This is a genomic window from Ruegeria sp. E1 (assembly GCF_056534225.1).
On the sequence record NZ_JBQFPE010000003.1, the window covers coordinates 55989 to 74609 of the forward strand.

The 18621-nt window shown below is 58.2% G+C and carries 18 protein-coding genes; 8 read left to right on the plus strand and 10 right to left on the minus strand.

The window, feature by feature from the left end; all coding sequences use genetic code 11:
- Positions 1-18: 18 nt before the first annotated feature.
- The 4 genes from ACR0FG_RS03875 to ACR0FG_RS03890 all read right to left on the minus strand — a co-directional run bounded on the left by ACR0FG_RS03875 (position 19) and on the right by ACR0FG_RS03890 (position 5011).
- On the minus strand, positions 19-2304 hold the full coding sequence (locus tag ACR0FG_RS03875; protein WP_480890317.1) for a glycosyl hydrolase family 28-related protein: 2286 nt from the start codon (positions 2302-2304) through the stop codon (positions 19-21).
- Positions 2305-2434: 130 nt separating this feature from the next.
- Complete coding sequence (locus tag ACR0FG_RS03880; protein ID WP_480890320.1) at positions 2435-2836, minus strand: DUF4864 domain-containing protein; 402 nt, start codon at positions 2834-2836, stop codon at positions 2435-2437.
- A gap of 48 nt (positions 2837-2884) precedes the next feature.
- On the minus strand, positions 2885-4459 hold the full coding sequence (locus tag ACR0FG_RS03885) for a lysine--tRNA ligase (protein WP_480890322.1): 1575 nt from the start codon (positions 4457-4459) through the stop codon (positions 2885-2887).
- 177 nt (positions 4460-4636) lie between these two features.
- Entirely contained in the window at positions 4637-5011 is a 375-nt protein-coding gene (locus ACR0FG_RS03890; protein ID WP_480890325.1) for a hypothetical protein, read from the minus strand.
- A 323-nt stretch (positions 5012-5334) separates the two neighbouring features.
- Between ACR0FG_RS03890 and ACR0FG_RS03895 the strand changes: the two genes are divergently transcribed.
- Entirely contained in the window at positions 5335-5757 is a 423-nt protein-coding gene (locus ACR0FG_RS03895; RefSeq protein ID WP_170712842.1) for a tellurite resistance TerB family protein, read from the plus strand.
- Between the two features lie 15 nt (positions 5758-5772).
- Here the strand turns inward: ACR0FG_RS03895 and dacB are convergent, their stop codons facing one another.
- The 3 genes from dacB to ACR0FG_RS03910 all read right to left on the minus strand — a co-directional run bounded on the left by dacB (position 5773) and on the right by ACR0FG_RS03910 (position 8445).
- Complete coding sequence (dacB, locus tag ACR0FG_RS03900) at positions 5773-7251, minus strand: D-alanyl-D-alanine carboxypeptidase/D-alanyl-D-alanine endopeptidase (protein WP_480890328.1); 1479 nt, start codon at positions 7249-7251, stop codon at positions 5773-5775.
- Between the two features lie 67 nt (positions 7252-7318).
- Positions 7319-7939 (minus strand): nicotinate-nucleotide adenylyltransferase, encoded by a 621-nt coding sequence (locus ACR0FG_RS03905; RefSeq protein WP_480890331.1) that lies wholly within the window; start codon positions 7937-7939, stop codon positions 7319-7321.
- Between the two features lie 32 nt (positions 7940-7971).
- Positions 7972-8445, minus strand: coding sequence for an MOSC domain-containing protein (locus ACR0FG_RS03910; protein ID WP_480890333.1), 474 nt, complete (start codon positions 8443-8445; stop codon positions 7972-7974).
- A 157-nt stretch (positions 8446-8602) separates the two neighbouring features.
- On the opposite strand from ACR0FG_RS03910, the gene ACR0FG_RS03915 reads away from it, so the two are divergent.
- The 3 genes from ACR0FG_RS03915 (at position 8603) to ACR0FG_RS03925 (ending at position 12536) form a co-directional block, all read left to right on the plus strand.
- Positions 8603-9112: a DUF2059 domain-containing protein gene (locus ACR0FG_RS03915; RefSeq protein ID WP_480890335.1), complete on the plus strand. Its 510-nt coding sequence runs from the start codon at positions 8603-8605 to the stop codon at positions 9110-9112.
- 81 nt (positions 9113-9193) lie between these two features.
- The gene (gene ettA, locus ACR0FG_RS03920; protein WP_480890337.1) at positions 9194-10849 is read left to right on the plus strand and encodes an energy-dependent translational throttle protein EttA; all 1656 of its coding nucleotides are present in this window, start codon (positions 9194-9196) and stop codon (positions 10847-10849) included.
- 217 nt (positions 10850-11066) lie between these two features.
- Positions 11067-12536, plus strand: coding sequence for a hypothetical protein (locus ACR0FG_RS03925; RefSeq protein WP_480890340.1), 1470 nt, complete (start codon positions 11067-11069; stop codon positions 12534-12536).
- Between the two features lie 43 nt (positions 12537-12579).
- Here ACR0FG_RS03925 and ACR0FG_RS03930 read toward each other — a convergent pair whose 3' ends face one another.
- Positions 12580-12843, minus strand: a complete 264-nt coding sequence (locus ACR0FG_RS03930; protein WP_480890343.1) for an REP-associated tyrosine transposase — start codon at positions 12841-12843, stop codon at positions 12580-12582.
- A gap of 315 nt (positions 12844-13158) precedes the next feature.
- Between ACR0FG_RS03930 and ACR0FG_RS03935 the strand changes: the two genes are divergently transcribed.
- Together ACR0FG_RS03935 and ACR0FG_RS03940 are read left to right on the plus strand one after the other, a co-directional pair.
- A complete protein-coding gene (locus ACR0FG_RS03935; RefSeq protein WP_170712828.1) occupies positions 13159-13365 on the plus strand; it encodes a cold-shock protein in 207 nt (68 codons plus the stop codon).
- A gap of 167 nt (positions 13366-13532) precedes the next feature.
- A complete protein-coding gene (locus tag ACR0FG_RS03940) occupies positions 13533-14087 on the plus strand; it encodes a L,D-transpeptidase (protein ID WP_170712826.1) in 555 nt (184 codons plus the stop codon).
- A 6-nt stretch (positions 14088-14093) separates the two neighbouring features.
- Here ACR0FG_RS03940 and ACR0FG_RS03945 read toward each other — a convergent pair whose 3' ends face one another.
- Both ACR0FG_RS03945 and ACR0FG_RS03950 read right to left on the minus strand, forming a co-directional pair.
- The gene (locus tag ACR0FG_RS03945; RefSeq protein WP_480890347.1) at positions 14094-14708 is read right to left on the minus strand and encodes an SOS response-associated peptidase; all 615 of its coding nucleotides are present in this window, start codon (positions 14706-14708) and stop codon (positions 14094-14096) included.
- A 3-nt stretch (positions 14709-14711) separates the two neighbouring features.
- Complete coding sequence (locus ACR0FG_RS03950; RefSeq protein WP_480890350.1) at positions 14712-15377, minus strand: arylesterase; 666 nt, start codon at positions 15375-15377, stop codon at positions 14712-14714.
- Positions 15378-15403: 26 nt separating this feature from the next.
- On the opposite strand from ACR0FG_RS03950, the gene ACR0FG_RS03955 reads away from it, so the two are divergent.
- Both ACR0FG_RS03955 and ACR0FG_RS03960 read left to right on the plus strand, forming a co-directional pair.
- Positions 15404-16099: an ABC transporter ATP-binding protein gene (locus ACR0FG_RS03955; protein WP_480890352.1), complete on the plus strand. Its 696-nt coding sequence runs from the start codon at positions 15404-15406 to the stop codon at positions 16097-16099.
- Positions 16096-18621, plus strand: coding sequence for an ABC transporter permease (locus ACR0FG_RS03960; protein ID WP_480890353.1), 2526 nt, complete (start codon positions 16096-16098; stop codon positions 18619-18621). Before ACR0FG_RS03955 ends, ACR0FG_RS03960 begins: the two co-directional genes overlap by 4 nt.

An 18621-nucleotide genomic window follows, 5' to 3' on the forward strand; every position in this document is an offset into this window, starting at 1 on the left:
GGCGACCGGCCATGCTGATCAGCGATCCGCGCGCATGATCACCGACACCTCACCGCTCAGGGATTCCGGCCAGCGCAACCGCACATGGTTCTGGCTTGATCCCTGTTTCAGCTCGACATAGGGCGCGGTGTATTTGGTTGTCCCCAGCTGTGTCCGCAACGGCCCGATGGCCACAACCGCGTCACAGCCCAGCGCGCGCGCGCCAAAGGGCAGCTTGCCGCCGGAACTGATGGTCCAGGATGACGACCGCGAACTGCGGCTGTATCGCACCCTCAGCGGGTTCTCGCAGGGGGTCGATATCCCGTGAAAGGTGTTATTGGCAAAGTTGACACGGGAAAACCGCTCGGGGTTCAGGCTGGCAATGCTGGTGTTCACGCCCTCAACCCGGCTGATCGATCCCGCATTGGTGCGGAACTTGTTACCGGTGACCGCCAGCCCGTTCAGGAAATGCCCGCTGCCATGCGGGCGTATCACGATATAGCGGAACCATGACGCGACATTGCTGGCATAAAAGATATTGTCGGTGATGCTTAGCGCGCTGAACGAATAGCCCGAGCTATAGCTGGGCGAGGCATCATGTTCGTTGGTCCATTCGATAAAACAGTTATCGACATAGTTCTCGGCAATGGACGAGCTGTTATAGCCGCCGATCATCACCAGACCGGCATTGCGCACCCCGTTCGAACTGTCGTCGCCCTGAAAGAAGTGGTTGCCCAGAACCAGATTGTTGTCGCCGCCCAGAACCGCGAAATGGTGGAACCGGTTGGCCCGGTTATGGCGCAGCTTGACGTCGTTGGCGTTGGAATTCAGCGCGATCGAGCTGCGATCCGCCACATCCAGCCCTTCTTCGCTGGACAGGAACTGACAGCCGTCGATCAGCATCCCCTGACAGCCGCGCCCAATCGATGAGATCCCGCGATCCTTGGGACGGCTGATGAAACAATCGTTCAGCGCAAAGGTGTTCCCGCTGGGGGCAAGGCGAATGGCACTGCAGCGGCTGTTGCACTGAAACTCGATGCTCTCCATGCCGAATTTCTGCAACGAGCTGAACCCCGAAAAATCAAGCAAGTACTTGAAATCGGTAAAGGTAAAGCTCTGGGTGCCCGCGGCACCAAACATTGGCGCGCTCAGGGTAATCTCACCTGCGCCGACATTCTTGGAACGCACATAGACCTCGCGCCCGACACCGCTGCCGGTAATCAGGGCCCCGACCGGAATGTTCGCCACATTGGCCACGTTCGACAGCTTCAGCGGATCGGACGTGCTGTAACTCGCGACCGAGGTGAAGGTCTCGGTATCCCAGGCTGCGCTGCTTTTGACGTCGAACTGCCCGTTGCGCAGAACCCGGCGGGTGGCATAGCTGGTCCGGTTCGGAACCGCCGCCTGCAGATCGATCGGCCCGGTCACGGCAATCTTGCGCCCGCCCAGATCCAGCGAGTCATGATCCGAATTGTTCAACAACGCCTGAAACGCCTTTTTAAAGGCCAGTTCCTCGTTGCCGAAAGCGGCGATATAGCTTGGCAGATCAAAGCTCTTGGTCAGCAGCAGCATCCGGTCATCCGGCATCGTCACGGTGCCGTCAAAATCCACATCCGCCGACAGGCTGACATTCTGGTTCAGCAGATAAGTGCCCGGCGGCACGTAAATCCGGCGCCCATTTGCAGCCTGATCCGCCGCCTCGAATGCAACCGAGTCATCAGCAACACCATCGCCCACCGCACCGAAATCGCGCACATCGACCACTCCGATCATGTCACGCAGAAACACGCCCGAGATATCGACGATCTCGATATCATCGATCCGGACCAGCGCCCCGTTGGTGCCGTTGATATCCAGACCAAAATGCCCATAGATTGCCTGCGGTCCCCAGGGCATATCCACACCCTGTCGCCGTCCGGTACCCACAATGGCCGAGATTTCATAGACCCTGCCATAAGCCGCCAGCTGCGTCGCCGGGCCCTGCTCGACCAGCCCGGTCACATGCGCATCACCCGCACCACCGGCCCATCCGGCGATGCGGACCTCGGGCAAGGGCCCACTGATCGCCTTGACCCGCGCCTTGATCTGCAAATAGCACCCCGGCAGCAACTGGGTTTGGCCCATATACCGCAGCCGCTGCGTGGCATCGGTCTTGAGAATCTCAAGACAACCCGCGAAATCCGCATCTGCGGGAACAAACGCACCCGACCCCGAGCCATCGTAGGTCGGTGATCCGGGGGTGCCGTCGCCGCTGGACCACACGCTCAGCCCATCCGCGAAGGCAGGCGGCATGAACACGATGCCGTCGGTGATTGCCTTGTTCATGTAAAATCCCTTTCCCATATGCGCCATCAGCGCGCCAAAACCCAAAGCCCGGGACGCTGCCCAAGCGCGAAGGTCTTGCTATCGAAAAGGGGTTAACTGCCGCTCATGTCACCGTGACGGTGGTGTTGCGTCAGGCTGCCGGGTCGGCGTTACCCAGCAACTGCACACCGTTGATCTTCCAGCCATTGTCCTGCTGCACCATCTGATAGTCCAGAATATGCACCCGGCCATTGCCATCGGTGATCATCACCTTTTGCCACAGGGCTCCGGCCTCCTCGCGCAGGTCCAGAAACCGCACATCCGAGGGTCGCCAAACCATCGGATAACCGCGCCGCACCATGACACCAAAATTCTCGGGCGTGCCGAACAGGCGCTGAATGTTGGGGCTGGCAAAGGTAAAGGCGGTGGCGAAATCATCCGCCTTGAACGCCTGTATCTGCGCCGCGATATTGGCCTCGATCTCAGCGTTCTGAGCATAGGCACCCGAGGCCATCCCGGCACTCAGGGCAACGGCAAGCAAGATACGACGCATGGGGCCACCTCCTGAACCAAGAGTAGCCCCAAGCGCCATCAGGTCAAATCAGACCAGCTCTCCGGCCAGTGCCTTGTCGATCAGGGCAATCGTCTCGGGCACGCCATACAGCGCGATGAATCCTCCAAAGCGCGGGCCTTGGGACGCACCCAGCAGCACCTCGTACAGCGCCGTGAACCAGCCGCGCATCGGATCGAACCGCTCACGTCCGATGGAATAGACGACCGATTGCAGTGCCTCGTCCTCGATCGGTCCGTCATAGGCTTCCAACGCCGCTTTCAACGCCTCCAGCGCCTCACGCTCTTGCTCCGTGGGCGCACGGTGTTTGCGAGTCGGTTTGACGAAATCGTTGAAATACCGCACCGCAAAGCCCGCCGCCTGATCCAGATCGGGATGCGTTTCCGCCGTGGCCTCGGGCGCATAGCGGCGGATAAAGCCCCACAGCGCCTCTTTGTCCTCGGCCCCCGAAACGGATGCCAGATTCAGCAGCATCGCAAAGGGCACCATCAGCGTGGATGCGGGTACATCCCCGCCGTGGATATGCCACACCGGGTTGTTCAACTGCGCCTTCAGATCCTGCCCCGGATAGGCCCGCAACTGCTGATGATACTCATCATAGGCTTTCGGGATCACATCGAAATGCATCCGCTTGGCGGTCTTGGGCTTTTGATACATGAAATACGCCAGTGATTCCGTCGGCGCATAGGTCAGCCATTCGTCAATCGACACGCCATTGCCGGACGATTTCGAAATCTTCTGCCCATTCTCATCCAAGAACAGTTCGTACGAAAAATGCTCTGGCGCGCGGCCACCCAAAGCCCGGCAGATCGCGTCATAGATTTTCTCGTTGGTGGCATGTTCCTTGCCATACATCTCGAAATCCACACCCAGAGCCGCCCAGCGCGCGCCGAAATCTGGCTTCCACTGCAGCTTGACGTTGCCACCGGTGACGGGCAGCGTCCATTCCTTGCCGTCCTCGTCATCGAAGGTCACGGTGTAGGTCTCGGCACAGACCTTTTTCATCGGCACATACAGAACCCGGCCCGTTTCCGGGTGGATCGGCAGGAAGATCGAATAGGTCTGCTGCCGTTCCTCGCGCAAGCTTTTCAGCATGATCGCCATCACGTCGTCATACTTCTCAACCGCCCGCTTGAGAACCTCGTCAAACTGACCCGAGCGGTAAAAGTCCCGTGCCGAATAGAACTCATATTCGAACCCAAACGTATCGAGGAACCGCCGCAGCATCGCGTTGTTGTGCTCACCAAAACTGTCATGCGTGCCAAACGGATCAGGCACCGAGGTCAGCGGGCATTGCAGATACTCCTGCAACGCCTCAGGGTTCGGCACGTTGGTGGGCACCTTGCGCATCCCGTCCAGATCGTCCGAGAAACAGATCAGTTTGGTCGGAATATCCGACAGCGCCTCAAACGCGCGCTTGACCATCGTGGTCCGCGCCACCTCGCCAAAGGTGCCGATATGCGGCAGCCCCGAGGGGCCATAGCCCGTCTCGAACAGCACGTACCCCTTGTCCGGAGCGCCTTTCTGGTACCGTTTGAGCAACCGCCGCGCCTCTTCAAAAGGCCAGGCCTTGGACGACATCGCGGTGTCACGCAGTTCAGACATTGGTTTGCTCCATCGGGAAACGCGCCAGCCACCCCATGCAGCCGGACCGGCCCCTGTTATTGTGCGGATGCAGCATGAGTCAATGAAGGGAGGGAAAATTCATGTCTCTGTAGGCCAGAACGACGTTTGATCGATGGCTGCTTTGCCGCGCAAATGTCCGTTTTGCGGATTTAGCCGTCATTGTGCACTTTTGATTTGGTCTTCGAGTTCTTGAAAAAATTCCTCACGCTCTTCGTTCGAGAACGCGTCCAAATTGATATGGAACCATCCCCAACATGACGGAATGGCGTACCTTAGTGACGAGGGGTTTCCCGGCGGACGCACTAAACCCAAAACAACGTTGGCGTTCTTTACAAAACCATAAATATCAAGTGCTTCTGGATCTGCACCTAGCTCGTCATCTGCCGTTTCCTCATCCCAGCATGTTCTGACAAAAAACTGTTTTGCACCAACTCCGTACAAATATTGAGCATCCGAATAGCTGGTTTTCCAGCACAATTCAGATTCAGAATTTTCAATTTCGAACGCCCTTACGGTGGCAGTGGCCAGCAACACGTCCTTCGAGACTATATCGTCGTAGGGGAAACTTGGATCAGGACTGCAGGCCAACGCAGCTGAACCTGGCGACACCGCAATCAACAAGAAGCTTCGAAACCACATAATCATAGGCAAAGGGATAACAGTTGAAGTGCCCTTCGAAAAGCTTGATCAAAGGCGCAATGAATGGTCGCTTTGGGCTGAAAGCCGACCCTCACAAAAACCTCCAGATCATCCCTCGCCCTCCGATCGCACTCTCCGCTCCCCCAAACTACCTGTTGAACCTCCACGCACCCCCTCCTATCGTGCGCCTGCACCAAATCACGCAGGACGATCCCATGGCTCAGCAAACCCCACCCCCCATGTCCCCGCAGGATTGCCTTGTGGCGATCATGGTGGCGATTTCGGCCTCGGACGAAAACATCCGCACCGCCGAGCTGGTCAAGATCGAAACCGCGGTCAACATGCTGCCGGTCTTTGCCGACTATGATATCGACCGCACCCGCGTTGTCTCGCAGATCGTGTTCGACCTGTTCGAACAAGAAGATGGGCTGGATGCCCTGTTCGGCCTTGTCCGCGAAAACCTGCCCGACCGTCTGAACGAAACCGCCTATGCGCTGGCTTGCGATGTGGCGGCAGCGGATGGGGCTCTGGCGGAAACCGAACTGCGCCTGCTGGAAGAAATCCGGTACGAGCTGAACGTCGACCGCCTGCATGCCGCCGCGATCGAACGCGGCGCGCGCGCGCGTCACGCCGTCTGATACTGCGCCCGCTCGTTAACTGCCATACAGCGCGCCCCAGCGCTCGATCAGGGCGCGTTGCAATTTGCGTGAGCGGCGGTTCCAGCTGCGCGCGCCATCCGGGCGCTCGCGGTTTGCACGCGGGATCGTCGCGCGATGATCCACATCTGCGGTGAAGATGGCAAAGGCCAGCTCGGACCCGTCCGCCGTGGTCAAAAACCCGCCCAGACCCGAGACAAAATTCAGCGTCCCCGTCTTGGCATCCACCTTGATCGGATGATCCCGCATCGGCCGCCCCTGACTGTCGGTCAGGGCAAAAGGCTTCAGCAAAGGTCGCAGCGCCCCGGTCTTGCGCGCCATCACAAGTGCCGCCACCAGATCGCCCGGCGCCATACGCGACGCATCGCCCAGACCCGAATGATCCACCATCGCGATGGTATCGACACCATAGGTCTCGGCGGCCCAGCGGTTCATCTCCTGCGCCGACTCGGCCAGATTTTGCGGCGCAGCCCCCCTCGCGATCGACGCCGCCAACCCCACCATTTCAGCCGTGATATTGGTCGAATATTTCAGCATCCCGCGCAGAATGCTCTGCAACGGGTCGCTTTGATGGATCACCAGATCGGTGCCCTTCGGTGTCTCGCGCGTGACCTGCACCCGGCCCAGCACGATCCCGTTTGAACGTGCCAGCGTCTTGAACACGTCCCCGGCGTACTGCGCGGGCTTACGCACCGGCAGCCACCGCGCCCCGCCATTGCCCAGCGCACCCTTGGCCACGGTCCAGCGATCCTGCCGCGCGCTTGGCTGATAGGTGTAAATCGGCAGGCTGCGGTTCTCGACCCGCATCGCCGCCATTTCGACGGATGGGTTATACCGCGCACTGCGCGCATCCATGCTGACGTCGTAACCGGTCGCGGCGCGTTTCCATTCAAAATGCACCCGGTTGAAATTCAACGAAATCCCGCTGATCGCAGGGCTGTACCCCACATGGTCCGGCTGACCGGGATCGATGCTGAACACGTAAGGCAGCGCCCCGTCATAGACCTTGAACGCCCCGCGCACCTCGGTAATCCCCGCCTCGCGCAGATTGGCCGCCATCGTGGCCAGCGCATCCGTATCCAGCAGCGGGTCGCCCCCGCCCACCAGGATCAGATCGCCTTTGAGGATACCGTTCTCGACTGGCCCGTCCGCCACCAGCCGGGTTTCAAACCGATGATCCGGCCCCAACACATCCAGCGCATAAAGCGCGGTCAGCGCCTTGGCGACGCTTGCGGGCGGCAGACCCTGCGCGCCGCCCAGCGCCTCTAGCTGCGCCCCGGTTTTGACATCCGCCACGGCAAACACAACATCCCCGCGCAGCCCGGCCTGCCGCACCAGCCGCTCGGCACCACTGACCTGTACGCCCCGCACTTGCGGTCGCAAGGATGTCAGGGGGGCATCGGCAAGACCGGCAACGGGGGCCAATGATGCCCCAAGCCCGGTCAGAAACAAACGTCGCGAAATACGATCAACCATGGGTCAATTAAAATCCCAGAGCTTAAATGCAGACAATCACTAGATTAAGATTATGCCCCGACCGGAGTCATTCGGGCAACACCCCATCGCCCCAGATGCCGCGATTGCGAAGATCAGTTGAACTGACGTCAACCATCGGCACGTTCACAAAACACCACGCAGGCGCCTGCGCTCGGCCCAGCAAATGCCGCGCCTGCCCGTCGATCCGGTATTTCGCATAAAGCCGCGCCGCTGGTGACATCCGCGCCGAAATCCGGTCGCCGGGACGCGCGACAACGCCAACGGGGACCGAGTCCATGATCTGCCGCCAGTCTTTCCATCGATGAAACTGCGCCAGATTATCGGCCCCCATGATCCACACCAACCGCACCTGCGGATAAAGCCTGTGCAGCGCAGCCAGCGTATCCGCCGTCGCCCGTGTCCCGGTCACCGCTTCAACGTCGGTCACCTCAACCCGCGGATGCGCCATCACCGCCCGCGCTGCCTTCAGACGCTGCGCCAGCGGTGCAGGCCCGCGCGTCTTCAACGGATTGCCCGGAGACACCAGCCACCACACCCGATCCAGCCCAAACGCCTTCATCGCCTCACGCGTGACATGCACATGGCCCTGATGCGGCGGATCGAAAGACCCCCCGAACAGCCCCACGACCTGCCCGGGCCGCGCGTATGGAATTTGAAACCGCTCCATCCCTTGCTGATGGTCAGAACTGCACGAGGTTGTCAATCAACCGGCTGCACCACATCGCCCAAGGCGACCCGCCCGGGCCGCACCACTTCGGCACACCACCCGCCATGTCCCCTTACGGCAGAATAGCCACCTTTACCCAGAGCCTCCTCCATCCGACTGCACGGCGCACAGATCACGGTAAAGCGCAGAATGGCCTCCCCCACCTGCACCTCCCGCCCCTTGAGTGCCGCCAGATTGATCCCCGAAACCACCAGATTGCGCCGCAAGACTTCAGGCGCGACCGGCCCCCGCCCCAGATAAGACCCAATCGCCCCCAAATGCTCCTGCTGGATCAGAGTTACGGCCCGCTTGCCTGCGCGGCTGCGGTCGCCGTCGAGGCCGTTTGCAGAAATCATGACGGTCTCAATAGACTGCATCGTTACCCGCCGTTCAGGCCGCACCCCGATCCACTCCACATGACCGGGCTGCGGATAACCTGCAATCATGTCCCGGAATGTCGCCGCCATCTACTGCTCCTTCCGTTATTTTTAACCTTCACAACGCGTGGATTAATTGCCTGACGGCCTAAGCTACCATAGCTTGCAGCGTCCGTGCGAACTGGATAAGCATTGCGCCCATATTGAAACACTTCATCGATTGGACAAACTATTGCGCAAGTTCTCAATGGCCATTGCAATCCTCACCTTCGCCTCAAACCCTTTGTTTGCCGGCGCGCGGGAAGATGCTGACTATATTGCTGAGGTCACAGTAAACGAAGAAATCGTGCAAGGCGTGCTCGTTGCGATGCGCCCTATCTTGATACCAGCCATCCAACACGACCTAAATTCCGAGGGCATCACAATATCCGATCCCGAAGCGTTTATTGACATCGTGATGGACGCATTCATGGACAGTTTCATCCATGAGATGCGGGTGCCGACGGCTCAATTCTACATTGACAATTTCTCTGCTTCCGAACTGCACGACATCGCCCGGTTCTACGACAGCCCAACGGGGAAGAATCTGCTCCGCAAGATGCCTGCGATGATGCAGCATGGCGCGCAAACAGGCCAGATGGCCGGAGAAAAAGCGGCTCAGATGGTTAACCCCGAAATTGTTCGGCGAATCCGCGAGGAAGGTCTGGTCATCGAAAACAAATCTTTAACCGAAAAATTACTGGAAGCCTTCGACTAAGCACAGAACTATTCTTGCTCGCCCCCTCTGGCTCGGATATCACACCGCCCAACTCAATTTCCCCGACCCAGAGGACGCGACATGGCCGCCTATCAATATGTCTACCACATGCAGGGTGTCTCAAAGACCTATCCCGGTGGCAAGAAGTGCTTTGAAAACATCCACCTGAGCTTTCTGCCCGGCGTGAAAATCGGTGTCGTCGGCGTCAACGGCGCGGGTAAGTCGACCCTGATGAAGATCATGGCCGGCCTCGACAAGGATTTCACCGGCGAGGCATGGGCGGCTGAGGGCGCAAAAGTCGGTTACCTTCCGCAGGAACCAAAGCTGGACGAAACTCTCACCGTTCGCGAAAACGTCATGCTGGGCGTGGCGGAAAAGAAGGCGATCCTCGACCGCTATAACGAACTGGCCATGAACTACAGCGATGAAACCGCTGACGAGATGGCCAAGCTGCAGGACGAAATCGACAGCCAGAACCTCTGGGACCTCGACAGCCAGATCGACGTCAGCATGGAGGCGCTGCGCTGCCCGCCCGACGATGCCAACATCGCCAACCTCTCGGGCGGTGAGAAACGCCGCGTGGCGCTCTGCAAGCTGTTGCTCGAAGCGCCCGACATGCTGCTCTTGGACGAACCGACCAACCACCTGGACGCCGAAACGATCGCCTGGTTGCAACAGCACCTGATCGACTACAAGGGCACCATCCTGATCGTCACCCACGACCGCTATTTCCTGGATGACATCACCGGCTGGATCCTCGAACTCGACCGCGGGCGCGGTATTCCGTACGAGGGCAACTACTCCGCGTGGCTGGAACAAAAAGCCAAACGGCTGGAGCAGGAAGCCCGCGAGGACAAATCCAAGCAGAAAACCCTGCAGCGCGAACTGGAATGGATGCGTCAGGGCCAAAAGGCCCGTCAGGCCAAATCCAAGGCCCGGATCAACGCCTATAACGAATTGGCCGAAAAGTCCGAACGCGAAAAGCTGACCCGCGCCCAGATCGTCATCCCCAACGGCCAGCGCCTCGGCGGCAAGGTGATCGAGGTCGAGGGCCTATCGAAACACATGGGCGACAAGCAACTGATCGAAGGGCTGGACTTTGCCCTGCCCCCCGGCGGCATTGTCGGCGTCATCGGCCCCAACGGCGCGGGTAAATCGACGCTGTTCAAGATGCTCACCGGTCAGGAACAGCCCGACAGCGGCACCATCACGCTGGGCGACACGGTCGAACTGTCCTATGTCGACCAGTCCCGCGACGACCTTGCCGATAACGACACCGTGTGGGAGGCGATCACCGGCGGCGCCGAGATCATCCAGCTGGGCGACGCGCAGGTCAATTCCCGCGCCTATTGCTCGTCGTTTAACTTCAAGGGCGGCGACCAGCAGAAGAAGGTCTCTCTGCTATCGGGTGGTGAGCGCAACCGCGTCCACATGGCCCGCCTGCTGAAAGAGGGCGGCAATGTCCTGCTGCTCGACGAACCCACCAACGATCTGGACGTCGAAACCCTGCGCGCGTTGGAGGACGCACTGGTCGATTTCGCCGGTTGTGCCGTGGTGATTTCGCACGACCGCTTCTTCCTCGACCGCATTTGCACGCATATTCTGGCGTTTGAGGGGGACGCGCATGTGGAATGGTTCGAGGGCAACTTCGAGGATTACGAAGAGGACAAGAAGCGGCGGTTAGGACCAGACGCGCTGGAGCCTAAACGGTTGAAGCATAAGAAGTTCGCGAGGTGAACGTGAGCACGATACAAAAGTCTTGAAACTGCAAAGACAGTCCGAGTAGCATCGGGTTTATATTTGGAGATTTTGATGTGTATTCGAAGACTTGACATAGATTCATCCGAAGATGATATCGTGGAAAATGAAGGTAAGAGATCAGATATTATCCTGGTATTCTTACCATACGTTTTCTTCTACATATTGGCCGCAATAAAACTAATTAACTAGCTTTATGAACAAATATGACGTTTACCTTGATTGGTGTCCAAGGCCAACAAATTCGTTTTGCCCCGTAGTGTTTGGTGACCCTGGAAGTCAGTTCCAAATAGATGCGGTTGTTAACTGTGCCATAAAGCGCGGATTACCAATTCAATTGGTGCGCGAAAACGTTGAAGCGATCCAAACCGCATATAGAACGGACGGGCTTTTTCTTTTTACAATATGTTGGAATTCTGGCGAAATTGATCAACATCTAAAGTACAATATCGCAAGTTTGGTTTCACTGCATATTAAGGAATGTCTCGGCCACACGCATGTGTTTAACAATTCCAGACATTCCAATGTGAGAGGTAATGATTGGCAACCTCTGCACAAAAACCCTGCACAAGTCTCGGGCTCATTCGCCGAGGCACCAGATTATCAAGAGTTGGAACGGTGCCTACAATCCAGCAGTCGACTAGTTGAACTAAAAGCGGATTTCGCACCTTGGGCGCAAACTTCGTCTGAAGATGAACGCTCCCAGACAACAAAGAACCAATTGCCCGGCTTGCTTAGACTACGTCAGTCATATGTCGCACTTTTTGAAAAGGCAGTCTATTGGACGAGGACATCTAACGAGCGAATTGCATTTGGGCTGCCTATCTACCGAAGTACTAAAACTTACATTCTGACTTTTGTAGCGTCGGTCTTCTTCTGGACTATCTTGAAAATGAGCGAGAGCTCACCACCTTCCGGCTACGCTCATGTGTTGGCAGGCGTTGCAGGTTCGCTTGTTGCATTGATAGTTTTAGCACTAATCGCAGCAGCTTGGAACAGGGGTGTGAAACCCTTCGCGATCTCGATCACACGCCAAATACTTAATTTGTTTAGGATGCGGCACGCAGTAGCAATAAGTTCTTATACTTCATATATTAAGCGCGTAACTCCAAAGTTCGGACAGGTGCGATTTTTTGTCGGTTTCACTGCGATTTTCGGAAGCTCTGTTTCGATCTACCCTACGTTTCCAGACATACCTAAATTCTTCAAATCGAATTACACAGATAATATCTTGAGCAAGCTTGAGAGCACTTGGGGAAGCGTTGATTTTCATACTTCTATTTCTAATGAGTCATTTTGGACCACCTATTTAATGAACTTAGGCTATTATTCTCCGCTCCTTATTGCGACGTTCTTTCTGTTGGATGTGCAAACCAAAAGAAAGAGAACGCGTAGGGTTTTGACGCACTTAAAAGCTCACCTACTTTACGGAAATATACTAAGTCATGTAATCAGAAGCACTTACTTGCGGAGCAGTCAGCCAAACAAGCTTCCCCAACATGAATATTCAACAACTGGCACCGAATTCGAAGATGCCATCCGCCTTACCGATATGCTCTTGCTCCAAGAGAACCAGAAGCGGAAACGTGTAATTTGGCTGTTGGCGATCGCGAGCACACCTAGCCTCCTCCTTTATCTAAGCGACTACTTGTCTTTCGCGTTATGAAGCTTCTCTTGCTGTGAAAGAGTCCGATCTTCGGTTCACTTATTCAATAAGCATGTTTCCGCGCCTTGATCGCCCCCCACCGCATCGAATAATCCGCATCCCCCGGCGGCAAGGTCCAAACCGCGTGCAGGTGATCCGGCAACACCACAACCGCGTCACACCAAAACGACCTCTCCCTCTGCGTCACCGCAAAGGCTGCCCGCAAATGCGCCACCTCCCGCACCAACAGGTCCGACGACCGGTCTGCCAGCGACAGGGTGAAAAAATATTTGGCGCCGGGAATGCGGATACGGCGATTGGTGCTCATGCCGTGACCAGAGCACAAGGCTGGTTAACAGGTTCTGAACGACCTCTGCGATAATCCACCCATATCAAAACCCACCACTGCGATAACCAAACCCATCGGCGGATTTTTGTACAAAACGAACAAAAGCCCTGCAAACCCGTGTACAAGTCGGACAATCCCCTCTTGCCAGCCTTCCGCCCCGATGCCATATCCAAGAGGCTTACGTTTTTCTATTTCGACCCACTGTCTCCTTCCACGGCGCTCAGTCACTCGATCCAGACTACGACGCCAGGCTGCCGCAACTCCGTGGGCAGCACCAAACAGGAGATAACGGATATGCCCGCAGGCACCGTAAAATGGTTCAACACCACCAAAGGCTACGGCTTTATCGCACCCGAAGATGGCGGCAAAGACATCTTCGTTCACATCTCGGCTGTCGAGCGTTCGGGCCTGACCGGTCTGGCCGACAACCAGAAAGTCACCTACGAACTGCGCGCCGGTCGTGACGGCCGCGAAAGCGCGGACGACATCGCGCTGGCCTAAGCTATTGAAAGGGTGAGGATATTTCCTCACCCTTTTGTTGCTGCACGACAGCATGTGTGGCACGCAGAATACATCACATTCCGGTTATGTCGCCCCGGCGATTGACCAAATCGGCTATCCTTTCGAGACTGGACCAAAAGTTCATTTGTCTTTGGAAGGGACGCAATATGTTTACTCGCCGCGCTTTTATGGCCGGGACGGCAGCGATCATGCTGCCCGGCACCGCCAGCGCCAAGAAAGCGGTCGAATACGACCCAACCCCGCAATTCGTTAGAATCAAAAAACAATTTCTGCCCGGCCAGCTGTTGGTCGTACCGCGCTCGTTCTACCTGTATTACGTGACCGAGCCGCGCAAGGCGATCCGCTATGGCTGCGGCGTCGGAAAAGCGGGGCTGGAATTTACCGGCACCGCCACCATCGACGTCAAGAAGGAGTGGCCCACCTGGCGGCCTACCGAAGAGATGATCGAACGCGACCCGGTGGCCTATGCCAAGTTCAAGGACAATGACTATGTCCAGCCGGGCGGAGGCGATAACCCCTTGGGCGCACGAGCACTTTATCTATTTCAGAACGGCGTCGACACCTATTTCCGCATCCACGGCACGACCCAGCCGCAGACCATAGGGCGCGCGGCCTCGAACGGGTGTATCCGGATGCTGAACGAACATGTTATCGATCTCTATGCACGTGTACCGATCGGCACTGTCGTCACCGTCGTCTGACCGGCCCTAAAGCCCGGTCCAGTCAACATCCGTGGCTTCTTCTATGTGTAACAGACCATTTGGCCAAGGGCGCGCAAGCACCTTGGCCTGCGCTTCGGTTCCTGTCAGCCATGTCTGTACGGCCTCGGGTTTCAGCAAGACACCCATCCGGTGATGAATAGGTTCCAGATCGGCATTTGGCGCGCAGGTCACTGCAGCGAACTGATCGACCTGCACTCCGCCCGGAGCCTGCCAACTGTCTGTAATCGCCGCGAAATACAAAGGTTCTCCATCCGCAGACGCAATCCGCCACGCGGTTTTGCGGCGCTTTTCACCGGTCCATTCGTACCAGCCATCTACGGGGACAACCGCGCGACCAACCCCTTCGAAGGCGGATTTGTCGAACACCGTTTCAGACCGGGCGTTGATGATCGTCTCCATCACCGGGCGACCTCGCGCATTGACGCGCCCGACCGGGATCATGCCCCAGCGCATGGGCTTCAGACCGGCCTCGGTCAGAACGATCATCTCTTGCCCGGGTTGAATATTGCGACGAGGCGGCTGCACATCAACATCGCCGGTTACGTTCAGAGCTTCAGCGATCTTGTCAAACGGTCGCGTCAGAAAGAACCGCCCCGGCATCGCTCACTCCTGCTTGCCTGACATTTCAGCCAGTTCCAAAACGGACGGGCCAAGCGCCTTGACGATCCGGGCAACCCCCTCGGCATTCGGGTGGATGCCATCAGACTGCATGAATTGACCAACTGCACCGGGATCGCCATCTGCTTGCAGGCCCTCAAAAAAGCTCTCTGCAAACAGCACCTTATACTCCTGCGCAAGGTCCGGATAGATCGCGTCAAAGGCCTGTTTGTAATCGGGTCCATAGTTACCCGGAGCCTGCATCCCGACCAACAGAACACCCACACCCGCCTCCTGCGCTGCGGTCAAGATCGACTGCATATTTGCACGCGAAACGGCGGGGTCGATACCGCGCAGCAGATCATTGCCCCCCAGTGCGATGATCATCCCATCCACATCCGGGGTCAGTGTCCATCCGACCCGGGACGCCCCTCCGGCTGTGGTGTCGCCCGAAACCCCTGCGTTGATCAGGCGAACGTCGGCCCCTTGCTCCAGCAGCCACGCCTGTAACTGAGGAACGAACCCGTCCTGCTCGACCAATCCATAGCCCTGCGTCAGCGAATCCCCAAGCGCCGCGATAACGACCTGTTCGGCTGTGGCCGCAAAACCGCAGCAGGCAAACAGACCTGGCATCAGGGCCTTGCGCAAAATATCAACCACTCCATATCCCATCTTATCGTCCTTGCTCGGAAACACTGATGTCGACACCTGTTCTTAATCTTCAAAATGCCGCTTTGTCGCTGGATGGCAATGCTGGCCGGGTAAATATCCTGCACGACATTACATTGACAGTTCATCAAGGGGAAACCCTTGGGCTGATTGGTCCATCCGGATCCGGTAAATCCTCGCTTTTGATGTTGATGGGCGGGCTGGAACAGGCAACCGGTGGATCGATTACCGCGCTTGGTCAAGATCTGACACAGTTGGACGAAGATACGTTGGCGCGTTTTCGGCGTGATACGATGGGCGTCGTGTTCCAGAATTTTCACCTGATCCCAACCATGACCGCGCTGGAAAACGTGGCCACGCCGCTGGAACTGGCCGGACACAAGGATGCGTTTGAACGCGCCAGCGCCGAATTGGATGCCGTCGGCCTGTCGCACCGCCGCGATCACTATCCGGCGCAACTGTCCGGGGGTGAGCAGCAACGGGTGGCGCTGGCGCGTGCCTCGGCCCCGCGTCCCCGCATTCTGCTGGCGGACGAGCCGACCGGGAACCTCGACGAAACCAATGGGACTGCCATTGTCGAGCTGCTGTTTGATCTGCGCGACCGGCACGGGGCGACGCTTGTTCTGGTCACACACAGCCATTCACTGGCCCAAAAATGCGACCGGGTGGTACGTTTGCGGGATGGGCGCATTACTGAGGACGCCGCGCGCGAGGCAGCGGAATGAGCCTGCGGCTTGCGGGTCGGCTGGCCCGGCGTGAACTGCGCGGTGGCCTGCGCGGATTTCGGATTTTCCTGGCATGTCTTGCTATGGGCGTTGCGGCCATTGCAGCAGTTGGTTCGGTGCGACACGCCATTCATGCCGGATTGGTACAGGAAGGCGCAGCACTGTTGGGCGGGGATGCGCAACTGGAATTCACCTATCGCTTTGCCTCCGAAGACGAACGCGCCTGGATGGAAGAGGCCGCCGACCATCTGTCCGAAGTGGTCGATTTCCGCTCGATGGCCGTCACCCGTACATCCGAACCTGAACGCGCCCTGACCCAGGTCAAATCGGTTGACGCGGCCTATCCCTTGCTCGGAACGCCAAAACTGGAACCGCCAATGCCCCTGTCCCAAGCCCTGAGCGGCCTGGACGGATTGCCCGGCGCGGTTATGGACCCTGCGCTGATCGACAGGTTGGGGCTGTCGGTCGGGGATCGCTTTGCATTGGGCACGCAAGACTTCGTTCTGATGGCCGCCTTGATCCACGAACCCGATGGGGCTGCTGACGGATTTGGGCTGGGACCGCGTACATTGGTGCGTACGCAGGATCTGCAGGCCTCTGGCCTGTTGCAGCCGGGCACATTGTTTTCCACAAAATACCGTCTGGATCTTCCGCAAGACAGCAATCTGGCGCAATTGTCTGCCGAGGCTGACGCGACCTTGGATGGCAGCGGGATGCGTTGGACCGATGCCCGCAATGGTGCGCCCGGTATTGCCGAATTCGTCGAACGTCTCAGCGCCTTTCTGGTGCTGGTCGGTCTGGCCGGATTGGCGGTTGGTGGGATCGGCGTGTCTGCCGCTGTGCGCGCCTATCTATCTCAGAAAACCCAAACCATCGCTACCTTGCGCACATTGGGCGCGGATCGAGCGACGATCTTTCAAACCTACCTGATCCAGATTGGCATTCTGTCCGGTATCGGTATCGCAATCGGCCTGATATTGGGTTCGGCCCTGCCGCTCTTGCTTGCCCCTGTGATCGAAAGCCGCCTGCCCATTCCGGCGGTCTTTGCCCTCTATCCCGGTCCATTGGCCGAGGCCGCACTCTACGGCGTGCTAACCGCGTTTCTGTTCACCCTGTGGCCACTGGCCCGAACCGAAGAAGTGCGCGCCGCAACCTTGTTCCGCGATGCACTGGCTTCGGCCCGCGCCATCCCACGCCCGGTCTATGTGCTGGCAACCGGGATCGGCCTGTCCCTTCTGATTGCCTCGGCTGCCTGGTTCACAGGCTCAGCCCGGTTGACGTTATGGACCGCAGGTGGGATCGCAGGGGCCTTGCTTTTACTGTCGCTGGCGGCCTTTGGCATCCGGTGGCTGGCGCGGGTTGGCAGCCCCTGGGCGCGTGGAAATGCACCCCTGCGTTGGGCGCTATCCGCCATATCCGGCCCGAAAGAGGGGGCCGCATCGGTGGTTCTGTCCCTGGGTCTGGGCCTGTCGGTTCTGGCCGCTGTTGGGCAAATCGACGGCACCTTGCGAAATGCGATTTCCGGGAACCTACCCGATGTGGCCCCGTCCTATTTCTTTGTCGATATTCAGAAAGACCAGATGCCCGGCTTTACCGAACGCCTGCAGAACGATCCGGCCGTCAGTCGCATTGAAAGCGCCCCAATGCTGCGTGGGATCATAACACAGATCAATGGCCGCCCCGCCCAAGAGGTCGCGGGCGATCACTGGGTTCTGGAAGGCGACCGGGGCGTGACCTATTCTGCCGAACCCCCGGCAAACACGCGGATCACCAAAGGGGTCTGGTGGCCATCGGATTATTCCGGCCCACCCCAACTCAGCTTCGCGGCCGAAGAGGCGCAGGAAATGGGCCTGACAATTGGGGATGAGCTGACGATGAACGTTCTGGGGCGCGACATCACCGCCACCCTGACCTCGTTACGAGAGGTCGATTTCTCGACGGCGGGTATGGGATTTGTCATGTCAATGAACCCCGCAGCCCTGTCCGGAGCCCCCCACAGCTTCATCGCCACGGTCTATGCCGAGGAACAGGCCGAAGCCGAGATCCTGCGGGATCTGGCCGGGCAATATCCCAATATCACGGCGATCCGGGTGCGGGATGCGATTGACCGGGTATCAGGTCTGCTTGCAGGGCTGGCCGCAGCGACATCTTACGGGGCAGGCATTTCCCTGCTGACCGGGTTCCTGGTGTTGATCGGCGCTGCCGCCGCCGGAGAACCCGCACGCCGGTATGAAGCGGCTGTTCTGAAAACGCTGGGCGCTGGCAGGCGACGCATATTGTTCAGCTTTGCACTGCGTTCGATCCTGCTGGGTGCTGCGGCGGGTCTTGTTGCCCTGCTCACCGGAGTTCTTGGCGGTTGGGCCGTTGCCACTTACATCTTTGACACCGGTTACACAATCATCTGGCCTTCGGCGCTTGGTATCATTGCAACCGGAATCATCGTGACTCTGGCCGCCGGTTTGACATTTGCCCTGCGCCCCCTTGCAGTGCGTCCGGCTCGGGTCTTGCGCGCCAGCGATTGA

Bases quoted from the DNA above. Each gene is read 5' to 3' on its own strand.
- ACR0FG_RS03950 (WP_480890350.1), bottom strand. From the start codon at position 15,377: ATGGGATATGGAGTGGTTGATATTTTGCGCAAGGCCCTGATGCCAGGT.
- ACR0FG_RS03930 (WP_480890343.1), bottom strand. From the start codon at position 12,843: ATGAGCACCAATCGCCGTATCCGCATTCCCGGCGCCAAATATTTTTTC.
- ACR0FG_RS03935 (WP_170712828.1), top strand. From the start codon at position 13,159: ATGCCCGCAGGCACCGTAAAATGGTTCAACACCACCAAAGGCTACGGC.
- ACR0FG_RS03880 (WP_480890320.1), bottom strand. From the start codon at position 2,836: ATGCGTCGTATCTTGCTTGCCGTTGCCCTGAGTGCCGGGATGGCCTCG.
- ACR0FG_RS03940 (WP_170712826.1), top strand. From the start codon at position 13,533: ATGTTTACTCGCCGCGCTTTTATGGCCGGGACGGCAGCGATCATGCTG.
- ettA (WP_480890337.1), top strand. From the start codon at position 9,194: ATGGCCGCCTATCAATATGTCTACCACATGCAGGGTGTCTCAAAGACC.
- ACR0FG_RS03895 (WP_170712842.1), top strand. From the start codon at position 5,335: ATGGCTCAGCAAACCCCACCCCCCATGTCCCCGCAGGATTGCCTTGTG.
- ACR0FG_RS03925 (WP_480890340.1), top strand. From the start codon at position 11,067: ATGAACAAATATGACGTTTACCTTGATTGGTGTCCAAGGCCAACAAAT.
- ACR0FG_RS03945 (WP_480890347.1), bottom strand. From the start codon at position 14,708: ATGCCGGGGCGGTTCTTTCTGACGCGACCGTTTGACAAGATCGCTGAA.
- ACR0FG_RS03960 (WP_480890353.1), top strand. From the start codon at position 16,096: ATGAGCCTGCGGCTTGCGGGTCGGCTGGCCCGGCGTGAACTGCGCGGT.
- ACR0FG_RS03875 (WP_480890317.1), bottom strand. From the start codon at position 2,304: ATGAACAAGGCAATCACCGACGGCATCGTGTTCATGCCGCCTGCCTTC.
- ACR0FG_RS03910 (WP_480890333.1), bottom strand. From the start codon at position 8,445: ATGGCGGCGACATTCCGGGACATGATTGCAGGTTATCCGCAGCCCGGT.
- ACR0FG_RS03905 (WP_480890331.1), bottom strand. From the start codon at position 7,939: ATGGAGCGGTTTCAAATTCCATACGCGCGGCCCGGGCAGGTCGTGGGG.
- ACR0FG_RS03915 (WP_480890335.1), top strand. From the start codon at position 8,603: ATGGCCATTGCAATCCTCACCTTCGCCTCAAACCCTTTGTTTGCCGGC.
- ACR0FG_RS03955 (WP_480890352.1), top strand. From the start codon at position 15,404: ATGTCGACACCTGTTCTTAATCTTCAAAATGCCGCTTTGTCGCTGGAT.
- ACR0FG_RS03885 (WP_480890322.1), bottom strand. From the start codon at position 4,459: ATGTCTGAACTGCGTGACACCGCGATGTCGTCCAAGGCCTGGCCTTTT.
- dacB (WP_480890328.1), bottom strand. From the start codon at position 7,251: ATGGTTGATCGTATTTCGCGACGTTTGTTTCTGACCGGGCTTGGGGCA.